The following is a 21,517-nucleotide window of genomic DNA, read 5'->3' as shown; positions in this document are numbered from 1 at the left end:
TTCCGCTGCTCGCGCGGGGCGGCTCCAGCCGTGCCGGGATCTCCAGCGCGGCCTCGAAGCCGTTTGCGGCGAGAACCAAGGAGGAGGGTTTCCCGTGATGGCGATAGGACGGAGGGGTTTCTGTAGGCGTGTAACCAGTAGGAGCTACTTATCGAAGCCCGCCGCCGCTGAGCTGCTCCTTGTAGTTCTCGCCCCAAGCTCTCATTGCGTCAAGAACGGGTCTGAGTGTCTGTCCCAGGTCGGTGAGCGAGTACTCCACCCGTGGGGGCACCTCTGCGAACGCTTCACGATGAACGAGCCCCGTTTCCTCCATGGTTCGTAGGTTGCTGGTCAGAACTTTCTGCGAAATCTTGCCGATCGAGCGTTGCAGCTCCTTAAAGCGCATCGTGCCTTTGAGCGAGAGTTCGCGCAGGATGAGCACCTGCCACTTGTTGCCGATGAGCAAAAGCGTTGTCTCCACTGGGCAGGCAGGCAGGTTCTCCAAAGTCGGTGTTGTCATATTCGTGAAACCTCCGTCTGCAATCATGCACGTCATTTACATTAGTTTCCTTTTGGTGCTTACAGCACTTTTATGTGCCTACTTTCCATTATATACCTTTGACGCGTATCGTATGAGCCGCAAGGAAAGCGGCGGCGAGTGCCGCAGGTCGAAAGGAAAGTATGATGACCAAGAAAATCGCAGTTGTAGCAGCGAACGGCAGGGCCGGCAGCCTCATCGTTGAGGAGGCCGTGCGTCGCGGATTCGACGTGACCGCTATCGTGCGCGGCGAGAATAGGACCGCCGCTCAGAACTCCGTCATCAAAGATGCACTCGAGCTCACGACGGAAGACCTCGAAGGATTCGACGCCGTGGTGGACGCCGTGGGCGGCTGGACGCCCGAGACCATCCCCGGTATCACCGACGCTGGCATCCACTTGGCTAATGTGCTGGTCGGCACCGATGTGCGCCTGCTCATAGTGGGTGGCGCGGGCTCGCTGTTCGTCAACCCCGAGCATACGGTCACCGTCGATATGGGCCCGGACTTCCCCGATGACTGGAAGCCGCTGTCCGCCGCGGCCGGCAAAGTCCTTGCTCACCTTCGCGAAACGGACGGCCTCAAGTGGACCTTCATTTCCCCTGCTGCTGACTTCCAGGCCGACGGCGAGCGCACCGGTGAGTATATCTTGGCGGGCGAGGAGTTCACGCTCAACAGCCGCGGCGAGTCAACGCTCTCGTACGCTGACTATGCGATTGCCATGGTCGATGAGATCGAGTCCGGTAACCACGTCGCCCAGCGCATCTCGGTTGTGAGCAAGTAGCTTTATGCCGTTTGGGAAATGGGAGGGTCGATGCCAGCCGCGTCGACCCTCCCGTTGCGTACCGGGGCAACCAGTCTTGTTGTCCGAGTTGTGACATCTTAAACAATGGTTGAGTTTAAAAAGGGCGTTTTTGGTACTACCGAGCGTGAGCGTTTTCGTAGGCCTCTTTGATGTCTTCTGGCAAGCCGTCGGGAATCATGGCCCTCAGCTCAGTCTCATTCTCGCCCTGATTCAGCTGCCCGTAGAACCAGCATTTGTACTTCAGCATGTCCAGCGCGCGGTTCATGTTCGCGATCTCTAGCTCCATGTGGGCCTTCCGCTCCTCGAACATGGCCTTGCGTTTGGGGTATGTCGATGGACCCTCCGCGCACCATTCCATGAATAGACGGATGTCCTTGATCTCCATCCCCGCTTTCTTGAGGCATTCGATGACCCGAAGCGCCTCGAGTTCCGTATCGCCGAATTGCCGAATGCCGGACGTCCGCTCCAATGCCGGGAACAATCCCTGCTTGTCGTAATAGCGCGGCGTTGAGGCGGGCAAGCCGAACATCTCCGACACCTGTCCGATTGTGTACATGGCTCCTCCGAATCAATCTCGAATTCATTTCTTGACCTAAAGTCAGGTTTAGGTATTACCTTCATTCTCGTCATTAGAACAGGGATTGCAAAGGGTGTTCCGTAATGCGGAAACAGATTTGCACCTAAACCATCGACAGGGGGAGATCGATCATGGCAATTAAACAGACGGCAGGCAGAGATGCCCTAGGGGACTTTGCCCCCAAATTCGCACAGCTCAATGACGATGTGCTGTTTGGCGAGGTGTGGAGCCGAGAGGGCGAGCTTTCCCTTCGAGACCGCAGCGTGGTGACGGTGGTGGCGCTGATGGCGCAGGGACTGACGGATTCCTCGTTCCAATACCATCTGATGTCCGCAAAGAATAACGGTGTAACCAGGGCGGAGATAGCGGAAATCCTTACCCACGCCGCGTTTTACGCGGGGTGGCCCAAGGCATGGGCGGCCTTTCGCATGGCGAAGGAGGTCTGGGCGGATGACGATGCCGCTGATGCAAAAGCCGAGCACCAAAACGAGATGGCCTTTCCCATCGGTGCCCCCAACGACGCATTCGCGAAGTACTTTATCGGGCAAAGCTACCTCGCGCCTCTATCAACCGAGCAGGTTGGCGTCTACAACGTGACGTTCGAGCCCGGCTGCCGCAACAACTGGCACGTGCACCACGCCAAAAACGGCGGCGGACAGATTCTCATCTGCGTGGCTGGTCGAGGGTTCTACCAGGAATGGGGTAAACCGGCACAGGAGCTGCGCCCTGGCGATGTGGTCAACATCGCCCCGGGTGTGAAACATTGGCACGGAGCCGCGCCCGAGAGCTGGTTCTCCCATCTCGCGCTGGAGGTTCCGGGCGAGGAGGCCTCCAACGAGTGGTTAGAGCCCGTGGGCGACGGGGAATATCTCAAAGAGACTAACAAGGAGGCTTAAATACCTTCGCCGTCCGTGCCGCCGAGAGCAGGACGCCCAAATCGGCCTGGATCGCCCCTGCCTTGCTTCCAAGCTGCAGCGGAGCCGAGCCGCCCGAGATGTTTACGCTCAAAAGGTGCGCATCCGGCAGCTTTGCGGTCATGCTCCAGAACGGGAGCGTGATGATGCCGGGGGTCATCTCGCCCACGCCGAGCTCCAGCAACAGCACGCGGCGATCGCTGCGCTCGCGCACGAAGCGCTCGTATCGTCCGAGGCTCTCGCGCCAGGCCGCACCCTGCAGAAACGTGTCGTCGCGCACCCACGGCACGAGCTGCCAGCCGCAGTGCGGGCATCGGGGGACGCCCTCGCTGAGGACCTCGAACCCCGCCATGCCCGCGAGCATGCGCTCGACGTAGGGGCTCGCGTCGAAGAGCTCGTCGCAGCATGGCTGCTTGCACTGAAGGTGTGCGAAGCTTCCCTGATAGTTGCAGATTCTCTCGGCGGGAAACGTCTTCTCGGCCTGGGTGTCCACATTGGTGCTCAGGATGAAGTAGTCCTTATGGCCGATGAGGGACCGTAGGTCGAGATAGGGCTGCGAGGTCGGCTCGCGCAGCATGAAGTCGATGTATCGCGCATAGTATGCCCATTGCTGCTCGAGGCTGGGGTAGAGGTGGTAGAAGCCGTCGAAAAGGCTCTTGAAGCCAAAGGCTTGCTGCCAGTCCGCCATTCCTGCGCGCGCCATGCCCGCACGGTTGTAATGGTTGAACCCGGCGGCGCTCGACATGCCCGAGCCGATGCCGACGATGATGGCGTCGGCATCGTCGATAAGGCTTCGAAGTTTATGTGCATCTCTTTCTAGGGGCGGCATCGGGCGATCTCCTCGAAAGCCGGGGCCATATCGCCGTCAATGAGAATCGTCTCGCACGATGCGTCGGGCGCCATGGCCTGGCTGTAGTTGAACACGATGTAGGTGGCGTGCTCGCAGACGTTCGCGATCTGGGCGAGCATGTGCTTTATGATGCCGTTGCGCAGTCCCACGCCAAGTTCGAGGATGGCGACCCTGCCGTTGCGATGGGCTTGCACAAGGCGCTCGAGCTCCTCGAGCTGGGCCGTGGCGAGGGCGTCTGGATGGGCGAGACGCCGCTCGTCGATCGACGTGCGTATGCCCCCCTCCGTCTCGAGCACGCGGTTCTCGTCGAACCCGGCGCGCGCGAAGTGCCCGTCGATGTTGCATGTGACCACGAAGGTGTCGGCGTGCTCCGTAAGACGCCGCAGCCCGTTCATGAGCGAGCCGGGCTCATATTCGAGATACTCCTTTTGATGGAACCGCTCGGCCCATCGGCGTCGCACGCTGGCATCCGGGGAGGCGAGCCCCTGCAGTATGCAGCCGATGCCGTCGGCCTGAGCGAGGTCGCCGTACGCCTCTCGGAAATGAGCATCGGCGCAGAAGAGGTTGAGCCCCTCTGCCATGTCCAGCCCGTTGCTGGCGCCGATGATGACAAGATCCGCTTCGGCTAGCGCCCTGCCTATGCGAACTGCTTTCGCCGTCTCCATGCGCTACCTCCCCAGCGTCTTGCGCACGTCGGCAAGCACGTCGGCAAGCACGTCGGCGATGTCGGCGCGAACGGCGAGCCCCCGATCCTCGATCGCGCGGGGGAGAAACTGCGTCTTGTTGTTTACGGCGATGTAGCTGGCCTGCGGTAACTGCGCCGTGAGGGCCCAGAACGGCTCCTGGATAAACGCGGGCGTCATGCGGCCCACACCCAGCTCGAGGAAGAGGATCCTCTGCCGTGCGTGCGCGTCGAGCCATTCGGACACCTTGCGGTACTGCTCCTCGTAGAGTTCGCCCTGCAGGAAGTTGCCGTAGCCGCGAACCCAGGGGAACGCCTCTGCCCCGCAGTGCGGGCAGCGCGGCACGAGCTCTGTCGGAACCTCAAGGCCGTCTCCCATGGCCTCTACCATGTTGGAGACCGGCTCGACCGCATCCCACACCGCGTCGGTGCAACAGCGGGAGCACTGAAAGAAGCGGTGGTCGCCTTGGATCTCTGCCACCTTCTCCCAGGGGTAGAGCTTCACAAACTGCGTGTCCTGGTTGGTGGTGAGCACGAAGAAATCCTTCTCGGCGAGAATGGCGTCGAGGTCCCTGTAGGGCTTGCGCAGCGGGGCGTTGAGCGTGGTGTCGAGGAAGGTGGCGAGGTATCCCCAGCGCGCCTCGGCGGTGGGCCAGCGGTAGAACGACCCCTCGAAAGCGCCCTTGAAACCGTAGCGCTCGGCGAATTTGCCGAAATGCTTGCGATAGGTCGCGTTGTCCTCGTAGTAGAAGTCGCCGCCGCCCGCCGCGGAGAGCCCGGAGGCCCCGCCCACCAGCACGCAATCGGCTTCTTCGATCATACGGGCGAAGTCCTCGATTTGCTGGTCGTAGGGCTCGGGCTCGCGGTCACTCAGCTCATAGGGCGTGCTGCCGCTGCGGTAGGCGGCATGAAGGGAAAACGATCGGTTGGTGAGCTCGATAACGAGCTGCTCGTACAGGGTCACTGGATACCTTCTTTCAGCTATTATAAACAGGTGTCTATAAAAAGTATCCATGTCGATTTGCTTAAGAGCAATGAACAGCTTCGGCCTGCTGTCGATAAACGAGCGTTTGCCGGGCATTGTCGAGCGTTGCAATTGGAGGGGTAATGGAAGCGGGGAAGATCGATCGTCGCCGACGCTATACACTCTCGGTCATACGGGAGGCGTTCTTCGCGCTGCTGGCCGAGGTCGGCTTCGCGAAGATGACGGTAGCGGATATCTGCCGCCGCGCCGATATCAACCGTGGCACGTTCTATCTGCACTACGAGGACAAGTTCGCCCTGCTCGACGCGCTTATCGACGAGGCCTTGGCGGCGGTGCCGCCGCTCGAGGGAACGGAGGCGGGTGCCCTCTGCCAGCGTCCGCCGGCAAACGATGACTATTATCTGCTCTACTCGGATGACGACGCGTACGCCCGGGTGGCACAGCGCGTCGTCGAGCGCGGCGCCGAGCAGATGGTTCCCTCGATCATGGAGGAGACTGGGCTTTCGCGCGAGGAGGCCTATCTGCTCTTCGTCCACAACGTCCAGGGAAATCTCGCGGTCAACCGCCTGCTCGGTTGGAGGCGAGGGCCCGAGTTTGCCCACGCTCAGGAGCTGCTCAGCGCCTATTCCGAAGGGGGCATGCGGGCGGTATCGGCTCGTCACGATCCTCGTAGCTCGTCTTGACCGCATGTCATTTCAGGTAGGTGGCGTTGCTATGGGCCCTCTTTGATTTTCGACGTTGTATAAGGCAATCGCAATCGTCTTGAGCTTCTTTAGGGAACTTGAGCAAGAGATATGGCCTGCTGGCGATTGATTAACACCATTCGTTTTGGTTACAAGAAAGCATGCTGCGCGCCTGCAGCATGAGGGAGAGGGAATCCTATGAATATCGTTGTATTGAGCGGCAGCCCGCGTAAGGGCGCTAATACCGATACCATGGTCGAGGCGTTTGCCGAGACCGCGCGTGAGGGCGGCCATACGGTCGAGGTCATCCGCGTTGCCAGCAAGAAGATCGCCGGCTGCTTGGGATGCCAGTACTGCTTCGCCCATGAGGGCGTCTGCGTGCAGAAGGATGACATGGCCAACGTGATTGAGTCGCTGAAAGACACCGACATGGTTGTCTTCGCTTCGCCTATCTACTGGTTTGATATCACTGCGCAGGAAAAGACCGCCATCGACCGCCTGTACGCCTTCGGTGCCGCGGGATTCCCGTTCACCAAGACGGCCCTTTTACTCGATAGCCACAGCGAGGGTGTCTATGATGCGGCGATCGCTATGTACAAGTCAACCTGCGCGTACTGCAAGTGGGAGGACCAGGGCATTGTCACCATCAGCGGTATGACCGAGCGCGACAGCATGGCATCCTCGCCCAAGTTGAAAGAGGTGCGAGAGCTCGCTCGCAAGCTTGCCTAAGGACAAGAAGAACGCATGGCAATCAGCGTTGGTGGAAATGCTTGCTGTCCTTACCGAGAGATAGGGGCGAATTCCCTCAAGTGCCGTATAGAACAATTTTTAAACGCAGAAAAATAACTGAAAACAAATTAATCCGCGTTAAAATATTGTCAAATAGAAGTTCATGAGGGAAGGTTACGTATGCGTCGCAAGGCAGACGAGCTCCTTAGGGAATGGCGAGACAGAGCTGATAGAAAACCTTTGCTGGTCAAAGGCGTGCGCCAGTGTGGCAAGACCTATTTGCTCAGAACGTACGCCCAGGATCTTTTCGAATCGGTTGTCTACGTTAATCTTGAGAACGACCGGTCGGCGCGAGCGGATTTTTCGGGCGGTCTTGACCCTCATTCGATCGTACGTGCGATCGAGGCTCGTACGGGACAGCGTATCGTGCCTGGCAAAACCTTACTGTTCATTGACGAGATCCAGGCATGCGAGGAAGCGCTCACTTCCCTTAAATACTTTTGCGAAGATGCTCCCGAGTATTACGTTGCGGCTGCCGGGTCGCTTCTTGGGGTTGCCATTAACCATCAGTCGTATTCGTTCCCCGTCGGAAAGACCGACTTGATTGAGATGACTCCACTCGATTTCGAGGAGTTTCTCTGGGCGATGGGGCACGATCAGCTGGTCGACGAGATACGCTCATCATTCGAGATAATGGGTCCTCTTGCGCCAAGCCTTCATGAAAAGGCGCTTGGGCTCTATCGACAGTATCTTGTTGTTGGCGGAATGCCCGAGGCGGTCCAAACGTACATCGATGATCAGTCAATCATTGATGTGGCCGAAAAGCATCGGATTATTCTCGACGGATATTCCGCCGACACCAATAAATATGCTGATGAACGCTTGAGTGCAAAGACGCGTGCGTGCTTCGATTCCATTCCACAGCAGCTTGCCAAAGAGAATCGTAAATTTCAATACAAGGTAGTGCGAGCGGGGGGCAATGCGTCTCTCTTTGGAGATGCTCTCGATTGGCTTGTATTGTCGGGTACGGTGGCGCGCTGCAGCCTAGTCGGGCAGATCGAAAGCCCCTTAGAGGCCTTCGTTAACCCTTCTGCTTTTAAAATCTATCAGGCGGATACAGGGCTGCTGGTCTCCAAGGCCGGTGCTCAACGCGCCGATATTCTTGCCGGTATCGGCGGCACATTCATGGGTGCACTTACCGAAAACTACGTTGCCCAACAGCTTTCAGCCATGGGTTATCCACTGCATTATTGGGCGCGAGATAATCGTGCGGAAATCGACTTTGTAGTAGAGAAGCAGGGATGCTTGTCTGCGATTGAAGTCAAGGCGGGGGAGAACACAAGATCTCGAAGTCTGTCCTCACTTAAAAAGACCCATCCGGGCGTGCGCCTTATCAGGCTATCGACTAAGCCCTTTGGAATGAATGATGGGCTTATGTCTGTTCCGCTTTATGCGGCATTTTGTCTATAGGGATGATGCTGGTGTAATGCATGGGGCCCGGGGCGCAGCGTTTACTGCGCTCCGGGCCCCGCTGCTTTGTAAAACCATGACGGTTTAGTCGCCGTTGTTTTAGTCAAACAAACTCGGCATGTCATTTTCCTTCATGAGGGCGCCGGCGGAGGGCAGGCTCTGCGCGGTGAACTTCTCGGCCGAGACGCCGGCGCCAAGGATTTCCTCGGTCGTGCCGACGGTGGTGACCGAGCGGCCCTTCTTGGCCGTAAAGGCCTGGACGCCCTGCGTGTTGGTGGTCGTCTTGGTCTTGAGCAGCGACGTGTTGAAGTTCATCAGGCGGTAGTCGCTCGAGACCAGCGCGAGGTCGCGGTCCTCCTTGAGCACCTGCGCATACAGCAGCTTGCTGCCGCCGTAGATGGCGTTCTTAAGGCGCTTGCGGTTGGTCTTGGTAGCGTATCCAGAAAGCGCGACACGCACCACGCGGCCGTTCTCAAAGACGAACAGCACGTCGGCCTTGTAGTCCTCGGGGTCGATGACCCAGATGACGCTCTCGTCGGGTTCCATTTCAAGATCGGTCGGAAGGTACGAGCCCAGCTGGGCCGACTTGGTGTCCTCAAACGCCGCGACCTTGCACTTGTACACCTGGCTCTTGTTGGTAAAGACCAGCAGCTCGTGGGTGTTGGAGGACGGGAACTCGATAAAGGGTTTGTCGCCGTCCTTGTACTTGAGCGTGGTCGCCTTCTTGAGCACGCGGTCCGTCATCTTCTTTAGGTAGCCATCGCGCGAGAGCATGATGGTGACCGGGTACTCCTCGACCTCGGGCTCCAAGCTTACCTCGATAACCTCATGGGGCTCGATCCTGCCCGTGCGGCGCGGCATCACGTACTTCTTGTTGACCGCTGCTAGCTCGTCGCTGATGACCTTCTTGATGTTCTCCTCGCTGGAGAGGATCTCCTCAAGCTCGGCAATCTCGCCCTCGAGCTTGGCGATGTCCTTGGTGCGGTTGAGGATGTACTCCTCGTTGATGTTGCGGAGCTTAAGCTCGGCGACAAACTCGGCCTGGGTCTCGTCGATGTCGAAACCCTTCATAAGGTTGGGTACAACCTCTGCCTCGAGCTTAGTGCCGCGGATGATGGCGATGGCCTTGTCGATGTCGAGCAGAATTGCCTCAAGGCCGTGCAGCAGGTGCAGGCGCTCGGACTTTTTGCCCAGGTCAAAGTTAATGCGGCGACGCGTGGACGCAATACGCCACTTGGCCCACTCGTGCAGAATCTGGCGCACGCCCATAACACGGGGATAGCCGTCGACGAGCACGTTGAAGTTGCACGAGAACGAATCCTGCAGCGTGGTCGAGCGATAGAGCTTGGCCATGAGCTTGTCGGGGTCGACGCCGCGCTTAAGGTCGATGGCGATGCGCAGACCCGAAAGGTCGGTCTCGTCGCGGATGTCGGCGATCTCCTTGACCTTGCCCTCCTTGGAGAGCTTGACGATGCGTTCGATGATGACATCGGTCTTGGTGGTGTAGGGGATCTCGTACACCTCGATGATGCGCTCTTCGGGAATCCAGCGCCAGCGGGAGCGAATCTGGAAGCTGCCAAGACCGGTCTCGATGATCTTCTCCATCTCCTCGCGGCGGTAGATAATCTCGCCGCCGGTCGAGAAATCGGGCATGGGCATGTACTCGAGCAGGTCGCAGTCGGGGTCCTTCAGGTAGTGCATCGTGGCGGTGCAGACCTCGTTGAGGTTGAAGCCGCAGATATCGGACGCCATAGCGACGCCGATGCCCTTGTTGGCCGAGACGAGGATGTTGGGGAACGTGGTGGGCAGCAGACGCGGCTCCTTCATGGCACCGTCGTAGCTGTCAACGAAGTCGACCGGGTCCTTGTCGATGTCTTTGAAGATCTCGGCGCTGATGGGGGAGAGCTTGGCCTCGGTATAACGCGAGGCGGCGTAGCTCAGGTCGCCCGAATAGTACTTGCCAAAGTTGCCCTTCGACTCCACGAAAGGAGCAAGCAGCGCCTCGTTGCCCGTGGCCAGGCGCACCATCGTCTCGTAGATGGCGGCGTCGCCGTGTGGGTTGAGCTTCATGGTCTGGCCCACGATGTTGGCGCTCTTTTGGCGCTCGCCCTTGAGCAGGCCCATCTTGTACATAGTGTAGAGCAGCTTGCGGTGCGAGGGCTTAAAGCCGTCGATCTCGGGGAATGCACGCGAGACGTTGACGCTCATAGCGTAGGGCATGTAGTTGACCTCGAGCGTCTGCGTAATCGGCTGGTCGGTGACCTCGGAGTGCAGGCCGATGACGTTCTCGGCGTTGACCTGCTTTTTCTTGGGCTGGTTCTTCGTCTTCTTCTTTGCCACGATTTCCTCTTGAACTTCTTATGGGCCGTCGTTATCGATTTGCTGCTACTGCAGGTCCAGCTGGTCCAGGTATTCCTTGCCGTGCTCGGAGATGTGACGCTTGCGGCCCGTCTCGTCGTTGCCCAGCAACAGGTTGAACATGGTCTCCATCTTGGTGACGTCCTCGGGTTCTACCTTGATCAGGCGGCGCGTCTCGGGGTTCATGGTGGTGAGCCACATCATGTCCGGATCGTTCTCACCAAGACCCTTGGAGCGGTTGATCGAGCACTTCTGGTCGCCAATCTCCTTGAGGATGCCGTTCTTCTCGAGCTCGGTGTAGGCAAAGTAGGTCTTCTCTTTGCAGTTGATCTCGTAGAGCGGCGACTCGGCGATATACACGTAGCCCTCGTCGATAAGCGTGGGCACCAGGCGATAGAGCATGGTGAGCACAAGCGTGCGGATGTGATAACCGTCGACGTCGGCGTCCGTACAGATGATGACCTTGTTCCAGTTGAGGTTGTCCAGGTCAAAGGCGCCAAGGTTCTTGATGCGCTTGTCCTTGATCTCCACACCGCAGCCCAGCACGCGCATGAGGTCCATGATGATGTCGGACTTAAAGATGCGCGGGTAGTCCTCTTTCAGACAGTTGAGGATCTTGCCTCGGACGGGCATAACACCCTGGAACTCGGCATCGCGCGAGGTGCGGATGGCGCCTGCTGCCGAGTCGCCCTCTACGATGTAGATCTCGCGACGGCTCTTGTCCTTGGAGCGGCAGTCGATGAACTTCTGCACGCGGTTGGCCATGTCGGTCTTCTGCTGCAGATTGGTCTTGATGCTCTGGCGCGTCTTCTCGGCGTTCTCGCGCGAGCGCTTGTTGATGAGCACCTGCTCCATGATCTTGTTGGCGGCGTCTTTGTTCTCGATCAGATAGGTCGAGAGGCGCTCCTTAAAGAATGCCGTCATCGCCTGCTGGATAAAGCGGTTATTGATGGCCTTCTTAGTCTGGTTTTCGTAGGACGTCTGGGTGGAGAAGCAGTTGGTCACCAGTACCAGGCAGTCCTGGACGTCCTGCCATTTGATGCCGCTCTCGTTTTTGTTGTACTTGCCCTGTTGCTTGATGTAGGCGTCGATGGCGCTGGTCAGAGCACTGCGGGCCGCCTTCTCGGGCGAACCGCCGTTCTCGAGCCAGGAGGAATTGTGGTAGTACTCCTGCATCATGAAAGTGCGCGAGAAGCACATGCAAGCAGTGATTTTTACGTTGTAATCGGGCAGGTCCTCGCGATCGCGACCGCGACGGTCGGCCTCGATAAAGAAGGGCTCGGTAAGGTAGTCGGTACCGACCTTCTCGAGCACGTAGTCCTCGATGCCCTTGGGATAGCAAAAATCCTCTTCGGAAAACTCGCCATCGTCGCCCTCGATGCGCAGGCGGAAGGTCACGTTGGCGTTGACCACGGCCTGACGGCGCATGGTCTCGCGATACCAGTCGTGGGGAATGCTAATCGAGGTAAAGACCTCAAGATCGGGGCGCCACTTGATGGTGGTGCCGGTGCGGTTCTCGTCACTGGGCTCAATCTCGAGTGCCTTCTTCTTGGCGCCGACGACCTTGCCTTTCTTAAAGTGCAGGGAGTACTTGTTGCCGTCGCGCCAGACGGTGACGTTCATGTACTCGGAAGCGTACTGGGTCGCGCACGAGCCCAGGCCGTTGGTGCCGAGCGAGAAGTCGTAGTCGCCGCCCTGGTTGTTGTTGTACTTGCCGCCAGCGTAGAGCTCGCAGAAGACGAGCTCCCAGTTAAAGCGCTTCTCGGAAGGGTTCCAGTCGAGCGGGCAGCCACGGCCATTGTCCTCTACCTGAATAGAGCCATCGCGAAAGGCGGTGAGGGTGATGAGCTTGCCGTAGCCCTGGCGCGCCTCGTCAACGGCGTTGGACAGGATCTCGAAGGCGGCATGCGCGCAGCCGTCGAGTCCGTCCGAGCCAAAGATGACGGCGGGGCGCAGGCGTACGCGCTCCTCGTCCTTGAGCTGGCGGATACTGTCGTTACCATAGTTTGCGGTGTTTTTTGCCATACTCGCTCTCTCGGTGCTCCTTTGCTGCGTTTTAGTCATATAGATAGTCAAGGTAGCATAGCCCAGGCCTTGGGCGATTCCAACCAACACGAATTCCATCGAACAATAGTTCGATTAGATAATGGATGCTTGGGATGCGGGTGGGGTCTGTCCTATTCAAACATCTGCGGCAGGTCGATGAAGACGGTTCGATCGCTTTCGTCAGCTTCGAAGCCCGAACGGGAGAAGAATCCGTAGCGATGGCACTTGAGCCCCGTTGCCTCGACTTGGGTGATTTCCTCGTCGACCATTTTTTGCGTGACGGGGGATTTGCGGAACTTTGCTTCGTAGAATGCGTAGCCCTCGGGGTCTTGCGTTACCACATCGAATTCGCCGCTCGTTTTGTTTGCGGGATCGTCGTACCAGTACTTGCCTATGGCATCGAAAGCCGGTTCGATCTTGCCAGTCCTGTTTTGCCGTACGAGGTATTGACGGCAGATCTCCTCGAACATATGTGGAGTGTAGTTTTCCTCGAAGTCTTGGGAGACGTGACGATCATAGAAGACTTCCGGGTCGAGCAGCTGACGCGCAGAAGCATTGCGGAAGACGTAGCGATAGTAAAAGAGCGAAAGTGGGTCCACCACAAAGTAGCCAGACTTGCGCTTATTCGTAGGGTCGTTGATGGGTGCACGCTTTTGGACGATTTCGAGTGACATGAGCTTGTCGAGTACGTCTGCCATGGCCGGACCGCTCGAGACGTGCGACTGTGCCAGCACGTCCCCCCAACGGGAGTAACCTTGTGCGAGAGCCCCGAAAACTTCGTTGGCGTTGGTCATCTTCGAGATCTCGGCGTTGAGATAGGACGGTACTTCGCTTTCTAAGCGGGCGCCAGGTTCTGTGACGAGCTCGATGATATTGTCGCGTACGCTTTGGGACTGATCGATGAGGCGATTGTAAAAGGGGATGCCGCCAAAAACGCTATAGAGCCGCACCTTGTCCTCGGGTGAGAACGCGGGATAGAACTTTGCAGCGTCAAAGTAATCCATGGGCTTAAGCTCAAGCGCGAGATCAATTCGCCCGTAGAGGGGGCTTTCATGCTCGATGAGAGATTTCATAATCTCAACATAGGAGCCGCACAGGACAATGTTTAAACGTGAGTCTTCCCTGTGAGCGTCGATTGAGGTCTGGAGAATGCTGTCTAAGCCTTTAACCGCATCTCTCAAGTAGGGGTATTCGTCGAGAACGAGGGTAATGTTCTTGTCTTTGGCTTGGGCAAACAGAAATTCGATGAGCTCGCGGATGCCCGTGAAGGCGAGCGGAGGAAAGCTTAGCGCTTCAGCAGCAAGGGCGGACAGACTCTCGAGGTTGTCTGCCTCGGAGGTTTGGCGGCACTCGTAATAGATCGTTGCGACGTCCGATAAATCGGTTAGCGCCTGCTTGATGAGCTCACTTTTGCCGACGCGACGCCTTCCGTAAATGAGAACATTGCGCTGCTCGGGCGCATTGAGTGTTTTCTTAATACGGGCGAGTTCAAGCTCCCTGCCAATGAATTCCACTTACTCGGTTCCTTCCGACTCGGTTTTGTCCGAGTTAATTGTATCGCATGAACAAGTTTATGCTCGAGTTTACTCGGACAAAACCGAGTCGGTTCTGTCCGAGTAAGTTTGAATAGCGAATCGAAATTGTTATGTCCACATGGCGATGGCGAACATGGTTTCCATAAGCGCCGCGTTCGCGCTTGTTATTGCCGCAATGCGCTGTGTCGCTGAGGCGCAGATCGTACTGCTCGAAAGCGTCTTTTGGTTGGCGAACCTGGCCACGGGCGTGTTCTGCGGTGCGACGATTTTCGCGGCCACGTTTGCTGTCCTGTGTGCAACGTTTTTCACGGCGAAAAGACGCCGTGCCAAGCTCGAGGCAGAACTCGACTCCTCAGACGACATCTAATGCGCAATGGGCCGGCTCTGGGTATCCAGAACCAGCCCATTTTGATGTTCGATTAGCCGAGTCGGCGCCTCTCACAAAAGTAAGTAGGAGCTAGCGAGGCCTATCCGAATTGACCTCATTGGCGGTGTCGGTTTCGAGCGCCGTGCGGCGGGCGCTGTAGGCGACGAGGCCGGCGCCTGCCGCGGCGAGTGCTGCAGCGGCTGCCGTAAGGGGAGCGTTGACATCGCCCGTGCCCGCAAGTGCGCCCGCTTTTCCGGAGCGCTTGTTATTGTCGTGGTCCTTGCCACTGCCGGAGCTGCTTCCGCCGGAGCTGCCGTCCTCGTCAGTACCGCCGCCACTCGAGCCACCATCGCCGTCGACCGTCATCGGGGCGTCGTGAAGTCCTGTCGTATCCGCGCTGTCGCATACACCGACCTGAACTTCCGAGCGTTCGCATGCCGCGTCGGGCACATGAAGCTCGTGCAGTACGGCACCCAGCGCCGAGTTTGCGCCCGGTCGAATTTCCTCGAGCGTTACGGGATCGAGCGCCACCAGATTACGCGCCTTCTCATACAGCGTTACGCGTTTGCCCACTTCGTCGCTCCAACTCTCGGGGATGGCGAAGCTCATGCAGAACTGTGCCGTGCAACCCGGTGCCAGCACGGCGTTGCCGTTGTCGGCTACCAGCGGGTGCGTTGCAAAACGTGTGCCCAGCGTCTCGAGTGCGTACTTCACGTGTGCCATGTCGTTGGCCGAAGCGTCCTCGGCAAGCTCTGGATCGTAGATCGAAGCCATGCGTGCGTTCACTCCGAATCCGATGGATGCGCTGGAGAACGGCTGACTGGAGCCCTCTCGGTACAGATCGATCGTGCCGGCGGTCAGCAAGGTGTTGCCGTCGTTTCGCACCGTGACCATGAAGGATTCGCCTGCTGCTCCGGGTACCACCGCGCCCGAGGTAGCGACCGCGCCCGTCGGAGTGGCACACGCCACCAAGGGCACTTCGATGCCGTGCAGCTCTGCCTCGCTCTTCTCCGCGCTCACAATGTGCGTGGCGAGCGCGGAGAGCATGCCTCCCGACGTCAAAAATGTCGTTATCTGATCGACGGGATGGTCCAGCTCGCACATCACGAACGGCTCCGTGAACAGATCGCCTGCCAAGGTGCTGGCGAAGATGCGGAAGTGCTTGCCCATTACTGCTACCGGGTTGCCTTCTTCGTCGTAGGTTTGCCCCACCTTGCCATCGGTGTTCTCTACATAGAGCGCGCACCTGCCGTTGTTGCTTACGCTAAACGATGCCGGGCCACAGCCTGCGGCACCCACGGGCTGCGTTGCAAATGCCGATGCGCCTCGCGTCCAAGTAATATGCTGCAGCTGCTCGTTGACGGTGGCCAAAAAGCCCGAATGTTGTGGCCACGGCACCGCATGGGGCACCGTGGCGTCTGGTGGCATAACGCCCCAGCCCGCAATGGACTGGCCGATCACGGCGTACGATGCGCAGCCGCAACCGTCTGCGGTCTCGTACGCAACGGGCACCACCATTTTGCCGTTGATATTCTCGGGCTCGCTCAGCTCGATACTCGACGGTGCCTGCGGAAAGCGAAGAACTTGGCGGAACGTCAGGCTGTCGCCCAAATCATCCGACCACAGGGTAAAGCATTCCAGCGCAACCTCGGCCTCGCTGCCGAGCGCCTTCTCTGCGGTGGTTCCGCGGCGGTGGAGGTAGGCACCCGACAGGCGCCCGTCGACCAGCGTCTTGCCTGCCGTGATGCGCGGGCACTGCAGGCAATGGTAGCCATCCTCTTGCAGGCGGCCGCGCGAGATGCTGCGCCATGACGTATGCGACACCACGCGGATCTCGTCATTACTTATGCGCAGGCGCACAACGGACAGTATGCCGGCTGTGCTTGCCGTATCGAAAAGGGTGTTGTCGCCGGCGGGGCGCTCGCCCGAGACCAGCAGCACGTAGGCGTCCTGGTTTCCTCTTCCGTCCGTATATTCCACCACGTCGAAGTCGTAATCGAATATGCCGTCGCGCTCCACGTCGCCCTCGCCAAACCCAAGGGGAAAGTCCACGGGCGTGGGAGCGGACCACGTGCCGTTTGCCTTTGTGTGCACCACCAGGCGCGAGCGGCCATTGTCGCCGTAGCGCACCGAGGCGATACGGAACAGGCATTCTACGCCGGCAATCATCGTTAGCTTCATGTGGGCTTCGCTGAGCACGCCGGAAAACAGCACGTTGTCGCTCGAGGGTTTGACGCCGCCACGCTCGTCCTCCGACACGCCGGCAGAATTGGCGTTCGGGTCCGCAACGGCGTTCGTTGACTGACCGATGTAGGTGTACTCATACATCGGTGCGGCATTTTCGTCGTTCTCTACCAGTGCATGGACGAAATGCTCGATCTGTCCCGTGTCGTCGCTTTCTGAATCCGCCTCGAGCTCAATGCGCGTGACCGCTTGATCCCAATCGCGCACGACAGGCGCGGCGTTTACGGCAGTGGCCTTAACCTCGGCGCGTGCGAGCAGCTCGGCGTTGGTGACGATGGTGGCCGATGCGATAAACTGCGGCACACCACCTGCCTCGGTGTTGCCGGGCGTGCCGAAGCAGGCATCCAGCGTGTAAGGCGTATCTCCACCCAATGCCAGCTCAGAGCGTTGGAGCACATACTGGTCGCCATTGTTCACCGACAAATTCCACGAATCGATGAGTGTGGGCCACGACCCCGACCAAGCCTTGGTGGTCCACTTGAACATTACGAACTGGAGTATCACATCGACATCGACGTCTGCACCTACGCGCAGCCGCGGAAGCTGGTGTCCATCTGCCTTCTCGTACCCAATGAACAGTGTGAGGGATGCGGCGCCACGCACAGCGGACGAAGCGACGCCTGCAATGCCGGCTCCAAAGGTGACGGCAAGTCCGATCTGGATGGTGAACGAGCCCGACGTGTTGGAATAGTCGAGCGAAATGTTCTTGAAAAACGCCGCGCCGCTGCCGTGCGTGTGGGCGCCCACGGCGAGCGCCAGTTTTGCCAGCACCCAGGGGTTGACGTTTAGGAAAAACGGCACCGGTCCTAGGGTAAACTGCTCGGTCCAATTGAGGTCGGTTCTTACCTGGAAGAGGGCCTTAATATTGCCGTATGCGGGGTCGTTGTTGTCACCCCAGGTTTTGCCCACCCAATCGTAGGCGAGCGAGCCGTACAGCTGTGTGGCGATATCCATCGTGAACAGCGGCGTGCAATGGTGGCGAAGGAGCTTGGTGTTTCTTGGATCGGTGCCCGAACCGGCACTCATACTTTTGTACTGATTCCACTTCCCCTCCATTTCGTCGAGGTAGCGGTTTGCCTGCTTGGCGCCCGACTCGCGCGGTGACTTCTTCCAGTACTCCGGATCCGGATTGCCCGAATCGTTCATATAGCTGGCTGGTTTGTATCCTCCGCCAAACAGCACGTATCCAGCAAACGAGAAATCGAAGAGGATCGGAAATGTGGGTATCCAGCACGTGAACTTATTGCCGCCGATGCCGGGAAACGCCGCGGGGAAATCAAACGGAGTGACCTCTTGGTCCATGGTAGTGGGGACGATAGTGGTCGAGCCCGATTCCGCCTTTGCGGCCGGCGCGGTGACAACGGCCATGGGGGATGAGAGCGTGTAGGTTTTGCCCTGATAGTCGAGGACAAAGCGCAGCTTGCACCCTTCCTCCAGAAGGCCCGATGCCGCGTCGAGAAACTTGTCTTCGAGTGTGAACGTCGCCAGATTATCCGCGCCTGATGCGCTGGCCTTGATCTGGCCGATCTGCGTGACGGTTTCGGGCGAGCTACCCGTGGCGGGCATTACCTTGTTGATGTGCAGCGTTGCCTGTCCACCCTGTGGCAGATGTGCCTGTACAATAAAGGCATGCGTGTCGGGTTGGTCGTTTGCCGCGTCGTCCTTCGGCAATGCCATGAACGTGGCATCAGCGTACTGGATGTCCCATTCGTCGAATGTGAGCTGGCGGAAGTACGGCTCGCCGTCGGACAGCGGACGTGTGGGTGCGGTTATGGCGGTGCCGCCCTGGATACGCGCAAGGGGAATCTCGACATCGCGGTAGCCCGCCATGCTAATGGAGATGCCGCCGTTAAAGTCGTACGCGTCGAGAAGCGTTGCCTCGTCCACGTAGTCTTCCGAAAGAGGGGCGACCTCAAAGATGGCCGTGCCTTCTTCATCGGTCGTGGCGGCGAGCTGCTTGCCTGCGACGTAGCGCGACGTGAGCGTGACCTGCGCTCCCTTGATGGGCATATTCTTGTTGGCGACGTCGACCACGACCACACCAAACATGGTGCGCGAGAGAACGAGCACCCTGAAGGGATCTTTTTCGTCGGCATAGGCTTCGGTGGGCGCGAACGGCAGCAGGAAGGCATTTTCGCTTCCCGGCACGCGAGGCAACATGATGCTCGCTAGCGAGGACGCTCCGGCAACAAGTAACGAACGGCGATCAAGCATCTTGGGCTCCCATCCCGCAAATATCGGTGGAAATAATCCAATTGTGCGAGAAGGCGCCCCGTGGCGGTAGTGCCGTTCAAGGGTCAAAATGTCCAAATTGATCGAGCGAAGCGTCGGGTTCCGGAACGCGTTCGATGCGCTTGGCAGCCCGGTCGCTAACGCAACATATGCGCGACCAGCTCGGCGCGTGTGCCGATGCCAAGCTTTGCGTATACGCCGGATAGGCGGTTTTTGACGGTGCCCGGCGATACTCCCATATGGCGTGCGATTTCGGCGTTGGTCCACCCACGACAGGCGAGCATGGCCATGGTGAATTCCGTGGTCGTTAAATCGTCAGCAACGTCCTCGCCCGAATCGGGGTTGTGGATGCGCCGCCAGCCGTAGCTGAAGCGGTACGTGATCTCGATGATGTGCGCGAAGTCGTCAGGGTATTGCGTTTTTAGGCACGCCTCGATAAGCCCCTGCAAAAGGCCGTGGTGCTCGCCGATGAGCTCGATAAGGCCGTCGGGGCGCGCAATGTCCCAAGCGGCTCCAAAATGCGCTTTTGCGGCGTCGATGTCCTTGAGGCTCATGCATGCCATGGAAGCTGCCAGGTGCAGGAACAGTTCCGAGATGGGATAGCTTCCCTGTTTCATAATTAGGGCGTTTTCCGCCATGCCCAGGCTGCGGCCGTATTCGCCGCGCAGATACAAGGCGTGCGCCATCACGTAGCTGGCGAACAGTCGCAGGCCTTCGGGTAGGTGCGCCGCAAGTGGATAAAACTCTTCGGCAGAATACGGGGAAGGCAAGTGCAGCAGGACGCTTGCGGCCGAGGCGAACAGGATATGCGTGGCGTGGACGGCGGGCGATTCCTCGTCGGCCGGCGTATCGAGGATGCCCGCAAGGCACCGGCGGGCGTCGGCGATACGGTTGAGCGACAGACTGGCGTATCCGCAGATAAAGCATGCGGAATAGCGCAGCGCGGGATCGGTGACGTCAAGATAGGGGTGCGCCGTCTTGGCGGCGAGTGCGGCCTGTCCGCGAAAGTACAGCGCTTCTGCCGTGGCGATGGCGCGTGAATCGGGGTCGGAAATGCCTGCAACCGCAGCGTCAATCTGCCCCGGCACAAAGGCAGTGCACATCAACGGCATGGGAACGCATGGGTAGCCATCGCAGTCCATCTTCCATCTCCCAACAGCTGACAACAATAGCTGCAATTGTACTCTTGTTGCTCGGGACTGGAATTTGTGGGTATCGCCTACGATTGTGCCGAACGTATAAAGGAAGAGTCTATTGGCGATGCTCCCAAGGTGGCTACCGAAGTCTAGCTGACCTTGGGATATAGAAAAACTGCCGCCCCTGCAAAAAGCTCTGTCGCAGCGATGGGAAACGTATCTCGTTCTGCATATAATGAGGTCATATGACGGTGCGTCTGCATACGCGCGGCGCATTTCCATCGAACCGAGAAGGAGCTCTGCATGGATCCCAACAAGCGTCCCGACGACATGGTACGTATCACCACTCCCGAACTTGCCCAGGCGTTCATCGAAGAGCAGGTCGCTGCAATCCGCGAGCAGATCGGCGACAAAAAGATCCTGCTGGCTCTTTCCGGTGGTGTCGACAGTTCGGTTGTCGCGGCCCTGCTCATCAAGGCCATCGGCAAGCAGCTCATTTGCGTGCATGTTAACCACGGCCTGATGCGCAAGGGCGAGAGCGAGCAGGTCGTCGACGTCTTCAAGAATCAGATGGATGCCAACCTGGTTTACGTTGACGCCACAGATCGCTTCCTGGACAAGCTCGTGGACGTCGAGGAGCCCGAGGCCAAGCGTAAGATTATCGGCGCCGAGTTCATTCGCGTGTTCGAGGAGGAGGCCCGCAAGGTTGGCGATGAGGTCAGCTTCCTCGCCCAGGGCACCATCTATCCCGACATCCTGGAGTCCCAAGACGGCGTGAAGGCTCACCACAACGTGGGCGGTCTGCCCGAGGATCTGCAGTTTGAGCTCTGCGAGCCCGTCAAACTGCTGTACAAGGACGAGGTCCGCGTCGTGGGTCGCGAGCTCGGCCTGCCCGAGAATATGGTTGAGCGCCAGCCGTTCCCCGGTCCCGGCCTGGGCGTCCGCTGCCTTGGTGCCATCACCCGCGACCGTCTTGAGGCGCTGCGCGAAGCCGACGCCATCGTGCGCGAGGAGATCGACAAGGCCGGTCTGACCATCTGGCAGTATTTTGCCGTCGTGCCCGACTTCCGCGCAACCGGCGTGCGCGAGGGCAAGCGCGCCTACGATTGGCCCTGTATCATCCGCTGCATCAACACCGTCGATGTCATGACCGCCGAGGTGCCTGAGCTCAACTGGGCGTTGCTCAAGCGCATTACCGCCCGCGTCACCGCCGAGGTTCCCGGCATCTGCCGCGTGTGCTACGACCTCACGCCGAAGCCCGTTGGCACGGTCGAGTGGGAGTAAGCTAACTCAGCTGGTAGGCGACGAGAACTAGCAGATGTGACAAAGGGACAGTCCCTTTGTCACATCCTCGATATTATGTGCGGGATGGTACGCCACGCGGAGTGC

At 58.8% G+C, this 21,517-nt stretch carries 17 protein-coding genes; 7 read left to right on the top strand and 10 right to left on the bottom strand.

Annotated features, from left to right (window positions below; all coding sequences use genetic code 11):
- Positions 1–148 precede the first annotated feature (148 nt).
- Positions 149–535 (bottom strand): helix-turn-helix domain-containing protein, encoded by a 387-nt coding sequence (locus DW645_RS05235; RefSeq protein ID WP_233539726.1) that lies wholly within the window; start codon positions 533–535, stop codon positions 149–151.
- A 128-nt stretch (positions 536–663) separates the two neighbouring features.
- Between DW645_RS05235 and DW645_RS05230 the strand changes: the two genes are divergently transcribed.
- A complete protein-coding gene (locus DW645_RS05230; protein ID WP_199576434.1) occupies positions 664–1,299 on the top strand; it encodes an NAD(P)-dependent oxidoreductase in 636 nt (211 codons plus the stop codon).
- A gap of 136 nt (positions 1,300–1,435) precedes the next feature.
- On the opposite strand, the gene DW645_RS05225 is transcribed toward DW645_RS05230, so the two are convergent.
- Entirely contained in the window at positions 1,436–1,876 is a 441-nt protein-coding gene (locus DW645_RS05225; protein ID WP_118226666.1) for a MerR family transcriptional regulator, read from the bottom strand.
- Between the two features lie 152 nt (positions 1,877–2,028).
- Between DW645_RS05225 and DW645_RS05220 the strand changes: the two genes are divergently transcribed.
- Positions 2,029–2,793: a carboxymuconolactone decarboxylase family protein gene (locus DW645_RS05220; protein ID WP_117862512.1), complete on the top strand. Its 765-nt coding sequence runs from the start codon at positions 2,029–2,031 to the stop codon at positions 2,791–2,793.
- Here the strand turns inward: DW645_RS05220 and DW645_RS05215 are convergent.
- The 3 genes from DW645_RS05215 to DW645_RS05205 are packed head-to-tail and all read right to left on the bottom strand — an operon-like array spanning position 2,777 to position 5,307.
- Entirely contained in the window at positions 2,777–3,640 is an 864-nt protein-coding gene (locus tag DW645_RS05215) for an NAD-dependent protein deacetylase, SIR2 family (protein WP_118226664.1), read from the bottom strand. The genes DW645_RS05220 and DW645_RS05215 overlap by 17 nt on opposite strands.
- Positions 3,628–4,326 carry a hypothetical protein gene (locus DW645_RS05210; RefSeq protein WP_118226662.1) on the bottom strand — a complete coding sequence of 233 codons (699 nt, stop codon included), beginning with the start codon at positions 4,324–4,326 and terminating at the stop codon, positions 3,628–3,630. Before DW645_RS05210 ends, DW645_RS05215 begins: the two co-directional genes overlap by 13 nt.
- 3 nt (positions 4,327–4,329) lie before the next feature.
- Entirely contained in the window at positions 4,330–5,307 is a 978-nt protein-coding gene (locus DW645_RS05205; protein ID WP_199407956.1) for a Sir2 silent information regulator family NAD-dependent deacetylase, read from the bottom strand.
- A gap of 143 nt (positions 5,308–5,450) precedes the next feature.
- Between DW645_RS05205 and DW645_RS05200 the strand changes: the two genes are divergently transcribed.
- The 3 genes from DW645_RS05200 (at position 5,451) to DW645_RS05190 (ending at position 8,210) form a co-directional block, all read left to right on the top strand.
- Positions 5,451–6,011 (top strand): TetR/AcrR family transcriptional regulator, encoded by a 561-nt coding sequence (locus DW645_RS05200; protein ID WP_118226660.1) that lies wholly within the window; start codon positions 5,451–5,453, stop codon positions 6,009–6,011.
- Positions 6,012–6,209: 198 nt separating this feature from the next.
- Entirely contained in the window at positions 6,210–6,740 is a 531-nt protein-coding gene (locus DW645_RS05195) for a flavodoxin family protein (protein WP_118226658.1), read from the top strand.
- A 180-nt stretch (positions 6,741–6,920) separates the two neighbouring features.
- Positions 6,921–8,210 carry an ATP-binding protein gene (locus DW645_RS05190; RefSeq protein ID WP_089572817.1) on the top strand — a complete coding sequence of 430 codons (1,290 nt, stop codon included), beginning with the start codon at positions 6,921–6,923 and terminating at the stop codon, positions 8,208–8,210.
- Positions 8,211–8,309: 99 nt separating this feature from the next.
- On the opposite strand, the gene DW645_RS05185 is transcribed toward DW645_RS05190, so the two are convergent.
- From DW645_RS05185 to DW645_RS05175, 3 genes are all read right to left on the bottom strand, one after another.
- Positions 8,310–10,550 carry a DNA gyrase subunit A gene (locus DW645_RS05185; RefSeq protein WP_118226656.1) on the bottom strand — a complete coding sequence of 747 codons (2,241 nt, stop codon included), beginning with the start codon at positions 10,548–10,550 and terminating at the stop codon, positions 8,310–8,312.
- 45 nt (positions 10,551–10,595) lie between these two features.
- On the bottom strand, positions 10,596–12,593 hold the full coding sequence (locus DW645_RS05180) for a type IIA DNA topoisomerase subunit B (RefSeq protein WP_118226654.1): 1,998 nt from the start codon (positions 12,591–12,593) through the stop codon (positions 10,596–10,598).
- Between the two features lie 152 nt (positions 12,594–12,745).
- Positions 12,746–14,128: an ATP-binding protein gene (locus DW645_RS05175; RefSeq protein WP_117655545.1), complete on the bottom strand. Its 1,383-nt coding sequence runs from the start codon at positions 14,126–14,128 to the stop codon at positions 12,746–12,748.
- 145 nt (positions 14,129–14,273) lie between these two features.
- Here DW645_RS05175 and DW645_RS05170 point away from each other — a divergent pair, with 145 nt between their 5' ends.
- Positions 14,274–14,516, top strand: a complete 243-nt coding sequence (locus DW645_RS05170) for a hypothetical protein (RefSeq protein ID WP_158568687.1) — start codon at positions 14,274–14,276, stop codon at positions 14,514–14,516.
- A gap of 90 nt (positions 14,517–14,606) precedes the next feature.
- Here the strand turns inward: DW645_RS05170 and DW645_RS05165 are convergent, their stop codons facing one another.
- Positions 14,607–18,974, bottom strand: a complete 4,368-nt coding sequence (locus tag DW645_RS05165; protein WP_118226652.1) for a hypothetical protein — start codon at positions 18,972–18,974, stop codon at positions 14,607–14,609.
- Between the two features lie 155 nt (positions 18,975–19,129).
- A complete protein-coding gene (locus DW645_RS10015; protein WP_199576433.1) occupies positions 19,130–20,134 on the bottom strand; it encodes a helix-turn-helix transcriptional regulator in 1,005 nt (334 codons plus the stop codon).
- Between the two features lie 297 nt (positions 20,135–20,431).
- On the opposite strand from DW645_RS10015, the gene guaA reads away from it, so the two are divergent.
- Positions 20,432–21,412: a glutamine-hydrolyzing GMP synthase gene (guaA, locus tag DW645_RS05155; RefSeq protein WP_118226651.1), complete on the top strand. Its 981-nt coding sequence runs from the start codon at positions 20,432–20,434 to the stop codon at positions 21,410–21,412.
- Positions 21,413–21,517: the final 105 nt, after the last annotated feature.

The sequence above is a fragment of the Collinsella sp. AM23-17 genome, from assembly GCF_003470945.1.
Lineage (GTDB): Bacteria > Actinomycetota > Coriobacteriia > Coriobacteriales > Coriobacteriaceae > Collinsella > Collinsella aerofaciens_O.
Note: the sequence above shows the minus strand (reverse complement) of the source record. Positions and strands in the feature narration are given on the sequence as shown.